The 7,746-nt window shown below is 34.3% G+C and carries 12 protein-coding genes; 6 read left to right on the top strand and 6 right to left on the bottom strand.

Annotated features, from left to right (window positions below; genetic code table 11):
- Positions 1-203 (bottom strand): DUF4372 domain-containing protein (locus tag ACFXN8_RS09785; RefSeq protein ID WP_386844715.1); only part of this gene is annotated, 203 nt, incomplete at its 3' end.
- Positions 204-531: 328 nt separating this feature from the next.
- On the opposite strand from ACFXN8_RS09785, the gene ACFXN8_RS09780 reads away from it, so the two are divergent.
- From ACFXN8_RS09780 to ACFXN8_RS09765, 4 genes are all read left to right on the top strand, one after another.
- Positions 532-654, top strand: a complete 123-nt coding sequence (locus ACFXN8_RS09780) for a hypothetical protein (RefSeq protein ID WP_376072212.1) — start codon at positions 532-534, stop codon at positions 652-654.
- 161 nt (positions 655-815) lie between these two features.
- Complete coding sequence (locus ACFXN8_RS09775) at positions 816-1,118, top strand: YunC family protein (RefSeq protein WP_386844713.1); 303 nt, start codon at positions 816-818, stop codon at positions 1,116-1,118.
- Between the two features lie 115 nt (positions 1,119-1,233).
- Positions 1,234-1,548, top strand: a complete 315-nt coding sequence (locus ACFXN8_RS09770; protein WP_386844711.1) for an SIMPL domain-containing protein — start codon at positions 1,234-1,236, stop codon at positions 1,546-1,548.
- A gap of 43 nt (positions 1,549-1,591) precedes the next feature.
- On the top strand, positions 1,592-1,885 hold the full coding sequence (locus ACFXN8_RS09765) for an SIMPL domain-containing protein (protein WP_386844709.1): 294 nt from the start codon (positions 1,592-1,594) through the stop codon (positions 1,883-1,885).
- A gap of 32 nt (positions 1,886-1,917) precedes the next feature.
- Here the strand turns inward: ACFXN8_RS09765 and ACFXN8_RS09760 are convergent, their stop codons facing one another.
- The 5 genes from ACFXN8_RS09760 to ACFXN8_RS09740 form a co-directional block, all read right to left on the bottom strand.
- The gene (locus ACFXN8_RS09760) at positions 1,918-2,580 is read right to left on the bottom strand and encodes a uridine kinase family protein (protein ID WP_386844707.1); all 663 of its coding nucleotides are present in this window, start codon (positions 2,578-2,580) and stop codon (positions 1,918-1,920) included.
- Between the two features lie 60 nt (positions 2,581-2,640).
- Complete coding sequence (locus ACFXN8_RS09755; protein ID WP_386844705.1) at positions 2,641-3,183, bottom strand: histidine phosphatase family protein; 543 nt, start codon at positions 3,181-3,183, stop codon at positions 2,641-2,643.
- A gap of 73 nt (positions 3,184-3,256) precedes the next feature.
- Positions 3,257-4,129 (bottom strand): DUF4097 family beta strand repeat-containing protein, encoded by an 873-nt coding sequence (locus tag ACFXN8_RS09750; protein WP_386844704.1) that lies wholly within the window; start codon positions 4,127-4,129, stop codon positions 3,257-3,259.
- Between the two features lie 22 nt (positions 4,130-4,151).
- Positions 4,152-4,850, bottom strand: coding sequence for an ABC transporter permease (locus tag ACFXN8_RS09745; protein WP_386844702.1), 699 nt, complete (start codon positions 4,848-4,850; stop codon positions 4,152-4,154).
- Positions 4,843-5,766 carry an ABC transporter ATP-binding protein gene (locus tag ACFXN8_RS09740; RefSeq protein ID WP_386844700.1) on the bottom strand — a complete coding sequence of 308 codons (924 nt, stop codon included), beginning with the start codon at positions 5,764-5,766 and terminating at the stop codon, positions 4,843-4,845. Before ACFXN8_RS09740 ends, ACFXN8_RS09745 begins: the two co-directional genes overlap by 8 nt.
- 157 nt (positions 5,767-5,923) lie before the next feature.
- Here ACFXN8_RS09740 and ACFXN8_RS09735 point away from each other — a divergent pair, with 157 nt between their 5' ends.
- A complete protein-coding gene (locus ACFXN8_RS09735) occupies positions 5,924-6,649 on the top strand; it encodes a response regulator transcription factor (protein ID WP_370043687.1) in 726 nt (241 codons plus the stop codon).
- Positions 6,640-7,734 (top strand): sensor histidine kinase, encoded by a 1,095-nt coding sequence (locus tag ACFXN8_RS09730; RefSeq protein ID WP_386844697.1) that lies wholly within the window; start codon positions 6,640-6,642, stop codon positions 7,732-7,734. The genes ACFXN8_RS09735 and ACFXN8_RS09730 overlap by 10 nt, the downstream gene beginning before the upstream one ends.
- The last annotated feature ends 12 nt before the right edge of the window (positions 7,735-7,746 follow it).

Raw genomic sequence — 7,746 nt, 5'->3', positions numbered from 1 at the left:
TCTGATAACAGCGTGTCACTAATGGCACGTAGACTTTCGGTTTCATTTAGCTGCGCAAACAGTAATAATTTCAAGAATGAAGCGATGTGAAGCTTCTTTGTATAGTAATTTAATTGATGAATTTCAACTAATTTCTCCATTTGCGTAGAAGAAATAGGTGAAAACCATTGTTCAAATGATGTTTTTCGTGTAAACTTAACCATGCTTATGTCCTTTATTTTGGATTTGGATGGTTTACTACCACCCAACCATTATAAAGGCTTTTTTTATGCACGCATAATATTGCGGAAAATTCAGTTTTTAAAAATACGTTGAATTATTTTAATGCGACGCTAGTGTCTATTCATACATAAAAAATTTATAAAATTCCCTGTTATATTTTGAACGAAATGTGAAAACACTCACATAGTACTTTATTTTTTTACTAATTGATGTAAAATAAAGACACAACTGATATATAACAACGAGAGAAAAATCCGATTTTCTCGCCAATTGTTATAGTACAAAAAAACAACAAAGGGGATTTTTCATATGTGGATTATTACAGTTTTTGAACAAAATACTTATCGTATGTTTGAATATAAAACAAAAAACGAGGCAACGGTTGCATTAAGAAATTTCAAGCAAACAGCTATGCTTTCTTATACAAAATAAATAAAAAGAAGAATCAACTCTTATTAAATGGGTTGATTCTTTTATTTTTGTATCAATTGAAAAAACACCGGTCGTTTTAGGTAACAAATAATTTTTAATGAAAATGTCGAACACCTTTTTATCTATTGCCATATGTATATAGAGAAAAGGAGTGATTTCGGATGGTAACAATTGAGCCTATTATGATTAAAGGCTATTTTTTCACTGCAATAGTTGTTCAATTACCAAAAACAACACTGCTAACCATTTCAAACGATACGGGGTACATTATGTGTGGGGCTTTAGATGTGGGTCTATTAAATGACCGCTTAGCAGACCGGAAAATTATTGCTGGTCGAGCAGTTGGCGTGAAAACAATTGATGAGTTATTGACAGCTCCATTAGAATCCGTGACATATGAAGCGCATCAACTTGGTATTACCGAAGGAATGTCTGGTGTAGAGGCGTTATTAAAAATGGTATGATTTTCTTTATAAATAAAGCGTCAAGACATTGAACTAGACGCTTTTTCTTCACTTAAAAATTCATATTAATGATTTTCATCTTGCATAGTATGAGCCTTTCGAAAGGTGGTATTCTATGTATTATACAAATGTCGGTCAGCAAACTCCTTATGGACCACGTGTTATAGTTGTGACCGGAAATGGAAAAGTAATGGCTAAAGCAAGCTCTGTTCAGCTTCAAGTAGAGGTAAGTACACAAGCAAAAAATGTACAAGTTGCACAGCAGGAAAATGCGATGATTATGAATCGTGTCATACAATCCATTTTAGCTCTTCATATCCCAAATGAACATATCCAAACGGCAGGCTACAATATTGCACCGCATTATGAATTTGAGAACAATAAACAAGTTTTTAAAGGCTATGAAGTGACAAAATGCCATTACCATTAAAGTAACTGATACAAATCAGGTTGGCTCAGTCATTGATACAGCTGTGCAAAATGGTGCAAACCGCATTTCCTCTATCCACTTTAACATTGAAAATACGGATGCCTATTACCAACAGGCACTAAGTTTAGCTCTTCATAATGCCCAAATGAAAGCTAAAACAATTGCCGAGACGATGCGTTTGCCCATCCAGCCTCAGCCAATCGAAATCGTTGAGGAACATGAAATCGAACCAGTCCTATATAGATCCGTGACGACGGTTGATTCCACCATTTCTACACCTATTGAACAAGGTCAAATGACTATTAATGCGACTGTCCGTGTGAAGTTTCAATATTAAAAGAGCCTTCTGCCCCGTGAAGGCTCTTGAAGTTATTGAAGCTTGTAGCGATTATCAAATGTATTTTTTTCTAGACATATTACTTCATCGGAGGTTTTTAAAATAATATCAAAATGCTGGCTATACGAATGCATAAACAATTCATATTGAATTCTACGTTCTTCATGCGACTGCATTAAATAATTGATATCAGTTCCCCTTTCAAGTACATCACGGCCCGACCTTCTCTTTAATTCCGTCTCACCATCTGTATAAAAATAAATTTTTAAATCAAATAACTTCGGATTAATAAATGCTACACTCATTCCCTCAACAATGGTTACTTTAGTTTTTGAAGAAATTAACGCACTTTTCATATAATGCGTATCAATTGTCAATAAATCCAGACCTTCTCTAACCATCTGAATATCTCTTTCCAAAGAAGGTAAATGATGTGCCGCTGGATGGCAAGCGGTCATTTTAAAATGATGCTGTGCGTTTCGAAAAGTATAGTTGATAATTGTATGCTTGCGTATATCCGAACTAACAATATACGGGTCTGTATTAATATAATTCACTTCACTTTGGTTTAAACAGTTAATAAGCTTATTGGCAAACGTTGTTTTTCCTGCTGCACCATGTCCTGAAATACCAATGACGATTGGTTTATCTTCCTTGTTGGCCCAAGTAACGATCTCTTGCAATAACCTATCCATCTTTCTCCTCCACTACCGCTTCTTTTTATCACAGAATACATTTACAGCAAAAAAATTCTATTATTCCCATATACGTTCTAGAGTCACTTCATGATCCTTAACACTTAGCTGAAAAACATCCGGGTTACTTAGAAGTGTCCAAAATTGAAAGTCAACATCGCTATTATAGTTTTTCAACAATAAGGTCATTATATTTCCATGACTAACGATCATTGTATGTTCAGACTCACTTTTGAAAGTTTTCTCAACTACGTTAACGATACGTTTCATCGCTTCGTTACTTGACTCGCCATTATCAAATTTTAAATCCATATCCGTAAAAGTCGCTTGAAGCTTTTCATACCAATCCGGTAAATCTCTTGTACTTAAAATGCGTTCTGCAAGGCGTTCGTCAATTTCAATATTTATATTTCCCCTTTTGCTTAGCGGTTCTATAGTTTGAATTGCTCGTAAAAAGGGACTAGTAATAATTCGATCAATTTTTTTGTCAGTAAAAAAATCAGCTAACACTTCAGCCTGTTGAAAGCCCTGTTCTGTTAAAGATGCATCCGACGATTGTCCATGAGCTTCGCAATGCCTTATTACATAGATATGTTTAGCCATTTCTAACCTCCTAGAGGAATTGAAACAAGTTCTCGTCTTAACATTATTCACTAACCTGACAGATTATAAGTTTTTATTTTACAGTTATTATACCCCCTTTGCTAATTAGTTCCAATTTATTTGACGCGTCACCAACCTTACCTTTCTTTAATTGATCCGTATGTTCTTCCTTCTGATAACCTTCTAAATTAACGCTTATGTCAGATGATTGACTGTTCGCTATAAGCCCTAATGATTTTGGTGCCTCTTTGTATGATATTGCAATATCTCCTGAAGCAGTTTCTACAAATAGTGCTTTTCCTTCGATGATTTCTTTCATTAAGACTTCACCGCTAGTCGAAGTAATTTTCGTTTTCGGACTGTTGACTCTAGTAATATAGCTATCACCGTTTGTAGCGGTTATTGTTAATTCATTTAAAGAACTGTCTACGATACTTAATTCACCATCTTTTGATGTAATTGTACCTTTATCAGCCGATAATCCTTTAATGATTTTAGCGCCGGAATCCGTTGAAATCGAAAGTTCTTCTGTTTCAATGTTGTTAATTTTGATATCACCATAACTATTTTTTAATGCAATCTTACTCACTGCATTTTTAGGGATCGAAATGTGAATAGTATCTTTTTTTCCAAAGCTAAAATTTTTCATAGCCCCTTTTTCAGTGTCTTGTTGAAGTACCTTTACTTTATTTCCATCTTTTTTAATTTCAACAGGATTGTCTTGCTGCTTTTGTTGTTGCTTACCTTCAAATTCAATTGTTAGTTTATCAGATTCTGTATTTTCTAATGCTATATCCCAGGACTCTATGTTTAGTTCTAGTTCTTTAATTTGCTCAACATCAAAGGACTGTTCTTCAGTGATGCTCTTTTCTCCATTGATTTTAAGGGTGAAGAATACTCCTCCTACCGCGATAACGAATATTAAGGCTATGATTGCTTTTTTCACTTTACATCCTCTTTTCTCATTTTTAAGTTAAATCTACTTTGTCGACTTTATAATAGGACAGATAGCCGATAATAAGCCCTATTAGACACATTATTGTTGGGACAATGATAAATTGAGATAAACTTGTAGATGTATCCCCATTTGAAACCGTTGCATTAATCAAAAATCCAATTAAGACAGCTGACGTTATTGTCGAAGCTGTTGATTTTTTTCGCATACCAAAGTACAAAGGAATTAAGCTTACCCCAGCCATCATAAAAGCATTGATAAACGTAGATGGTATAGTAGCTGCCATCGCCTGTATCTCAACAGGAGCTTCAAACAAATTCATCATTGGATTTAAAAAATAAACAGCGATATTCATCATTAAGGTCGCAATGATAATGCTAAAGAAACAAAATCCGAAAACTAAAGACAGCTTAGCAAAAATAATTTTTTTCCTTTTTAATGGATACGTAAATAATAATTGAACCGTCTTATTTTTGTATTCGTCAATGACTAAACGAGATAGAATTACACTCGAAAAAATGATAAAAACGATGCGAATTAATATATTTGTCAAAGACATAAAATCTGTATAATCTAGAAACATCTTTTCATCTCCAGAACCAACTGCCATAAGTGCAACTGCCGCAAAAATCCCAATAATACAAATGATTAAGCCTTTAAAATAGCTAGACATACTATTCTTTTTCCATTCAAGTCTTAATAGTTTAAGCAATTTGATTCCCTCCATTAATAAGATTTAAGAAATACTCTTCTAAATGCTGTTGCTGTTTTTCAATGCCATTGACAGCAATGTTATTTAATATAAGTTCTTTATTAATTTGAGATTGGGAAATGTCATGTTCAAAAATCCGAATACAATGCTGATCGACAATTTCATATTTTTGAATTCCTAACTTGTTCTCTAGCACATGAATCGCTTTTTTCACATCGTCTATTTGTATCTCCAGATACTCCATGTTCTCTTTTCGAATATCGTCCATCCTTACCTCTTTCAATAATTCCCCATGATGAAGGATGCCAATTGTATCTGCTATTGATTCAATTTCTGACACGATATGACTGGATATTAATATGGTAATTCCAAGCTTCTCCTTTAGATGTAGTAGGAGCTCCCGAATATCTTTAATACCGATTGGATCAAGACCATTAATTGGCTCATCTAAAATAAGAATTTCCGGTTTGGCAACAATGGCACGTGCGATGCCTAATCTTTGCTTCATCCCTAGCGAAAATTCATATATTTTTTTATGTTCAACACCATTAAGACCTACTATTTCTAATGCCTCCTCAACGGCTCCTTTTTCATAAACCCCAATATACTCACAGTGAAGCTCTAAATTCTCCTTCGCTGTTAGCCTGTCGTAAAATTCAGGGTACTCGATAATACTGCCTATTTTGCTCAAGTATTGATAGGAAGTAGTAGAAATGGATTGATTCAATATTTTAATTTCACCTGAAGTTGGTTTTACTAAGTTTAAAATCATCTTCATAATCGTTGTTTTTCCAGCCCCATTCGGACCTAGAAACCCATAAATCTCCCCCTTCTTAACGTTCATATTGACGTTCGAGACGGTTTCGATTCCTTTAAAGCTCTTACTTAATTGATGTAGTTGAATAACGGTTTCCATGTTGTGTGCTCCTTACCATTTTGAATTCGTTACATTAAGCTTAATAAGTGAAAGTAAAATCAAAGTAAAATCGATGGAAAATGATAGTAATTTTTTCAAGAGAGTAAGGATATAAAGATCAGAAGCTGTTATGATGAAATTGAAATGAGGGATAAAAATGGAAACTGTTGAAAAAATCCTAATCGTAGATGATGAAATCGGTATATTAAAATTACTAGAAATTACCTTAATAAAAGAAAACTTTATAAATATTGATACTTCTTCAACAGGCAAAGGTACACTACAGCTTGTAAAAGAAAATCATTACGATATTATTTTGCTCGATATAATGCTCCCAGATATAAGCGGTTTTGAACTTTGCACAGAAATACGCAAGTATACAAATACACCCATTATTTTTGTCAGTGCTCGCTCTACTGATTTTGATAAATTAACGGGATTGGGTATTGGCGGAGATGATTATATTACAAAGCCTTTTAATCCTTTAGAGGTCGTTGCTCGAATAAAGGTCATCCTTCGACGTCAAAAAATGAATGAAAGTTCTCAGCAACAGCAGAGTACAAAATTTGATTTCGGTTACTTTGCTCTAAATCCTGAATCTGCAACATTAACCGTTAACAATCAGTCTGTCGAGTGTACAGCTAAAGAGCTAGAGCTACTGCACTTCTTTTGTAAAAATCCAAATCGTATTTTTACAACTTCACAGCTCTATGAATTCGTATGGGGAAATGATGTATATGGCGAGGAAAAAACCGTCACGATTCATATTTCAAAGCTAAGGAAAAAACTCGGGGATGATACACGTAAACCTAAAATAATTGTGAATTTAAGGGGCATTGGGTATAAATTCATTCCACCGAAAGAGGATTCACTATGCGAATAAACACTCGATTTACGTTGCATCTTGCACTGGGAATTATTCTGTGGATACTATTGAGCGGAATTTGTATTGTTATCGGACTCGAAGGTATTCTCCCACTCTTTAAAAAATCTGTTAGTGAAGATTACCAGAGTCTACTAGTCGCATGGATTTTCGGGTTTAGTACCATTGTTTGTATTGCTGTATTTGGTTGGTATTTCGGGGGTCCCCTTGGTTTTATAATGTCTTGGATTCATCAGCTTTCACAGGAAAACTACAAACAGCCTGTTGGACTATCAAAAGTCTATACACGTAAAGGAAAGCTCCGTATGCGTTATATGTTATATCAAGAGGTACTTCAACACCTACAAACCTTATCAGGAAAATTAAAAGCAGCTGAAACAGAACGTGAAAAGGTTGAACAAGCAAAACAAGAATGGATTGCCGGTATTTCGCATGATTTAAAAACACCATTAACGTATATTACAGGCTACTCTACTCTATTATTAAACGAACAATACGATTGGTCTAAGGATGAAGCTCGTTCTTTTATTCAAGAGATTGCAGATAAAGGCAAGCATATGGAGGAACTTATTCAAGATTTAAGTCTCGTCATTCAGTTTAATAATACAGATGGAAAGTTACCCTTACATAAAACCAATCAGGATATTGTAGATTTTACAAAAAGAATCGTTGCTACTATAAGCAACAATCCACAGGCAAATGACTATATCTTGCACTTTAAAACTGATACAACTGTTATAAACATTGACTTTGATACGAAATTCATGCAACGCATATTACAAAACATTCTTATGAATTCCATTATCCACAATCCACCTAACACAAATATTTATACACAGATTTTTGATAGGACAGAGCATGTAGAAATTCACATTGTGGATAACGGTGTAGGTATGTCCACACACATGCAAGAAAATATTTTTCAGCAATATTATCGCGGAACAACAACAGATGCCTCCTCGGAAGGTACTGGACTGGGGATGGCGATCGTTTATAAGCTCGTTCAAGCTCATAACGGCACTATCTCAGTACAGAGTGAACCTTCTGATGGGACTACTTTTATAATTACATTACCTAAAAAATAGAAATCTACCTCT

It is taken from the genome of Lysinibacillus sp. NPDC059133 (genome assembly GCF_042755925.1).
Taxonomy (GTDB): domain Bacteria; phylum Bacillota; class Bacilli; order Bacillales_A; family Planococcaceae; genus Lysinibacillus.
The sequence above is the reverse complement of the archived record's forward strand: the minus strand, read 5'-3'. Positions and strand labels throughout refer to the sequence as shown.